Origin of the sequence: Pseudoalteromonas sp. Angola-30 (genome assembly GCF_028599215.1) — a bacterium.
GTDB lineage: Bacteria > Pseudomonadota > Gammaproteobacteria > Enterobacterales > Alteromonadaceae > Pseudoalteromonas > Pseudoalteromonas atlantica.
Genome location: NZ_JAQREI010000053.1, coordinates 1 through 538 on the forward strand (window position 1 = coordinate 1; position 538 = coordinate 538).

At 39.6% G+C, this 538-nt stretch carries 1 protein-coding gene; it reads left to right on the forward strand.

Annotated features, from left to right (window positions below):
- A partial coding sequence (locus PSH54_RS20560; protein ID WP_273607009.1) for a PAS domain-containing protein occupies positions 1–538 on the forward strand: 538 nt, incomplete at both ends.

A 538-nucleotide genomic window follows, 5' to 3' on the forward strand; every position in this document is an offset into this window, starting at 1 on the left:
ATAATCAACTGTCTGAAATACTGGGCTATGAGGATTCAGAACTCATAGGGATGAACATAGATAGTTTACTTCCAGCTCAATTTAAAGCCAATCATACCCACTTGATGAGTCAGTTTTTTGCTAACCCTCGAAAACGCTTAATGGGTGAAGGCCGTGAGTTATTTGCGAGTCAAAAAAATGGTAAGCAAATCCCAATTGAAATAGGTTTAAACCCAATACAAGGACAACAAGAATTAGTTTTAGCCACACTGGTTGATATATCGCAAAGGCTGCGCGCTAATAATATGTTTCAACGCTCTATTCAAGCTGCACCACATGGTGTGTTAATAGGTGACCAAGCGGGCATTATTCAAGCGGTTAATCAATCGTTATGTAAATCTTTTGGTTACAGTGAAATAGAACTACTCGATAAAAAAATGGAAATGTTATTACCGCAGCGCTACCAAGGGCATCACTCAGCACTTCGTCATTCATTTCACCGTGAACCCAGTGTAAGAAGTATGGGAGTAGGTAGAGATTTAACCGCGTTACACAAAGA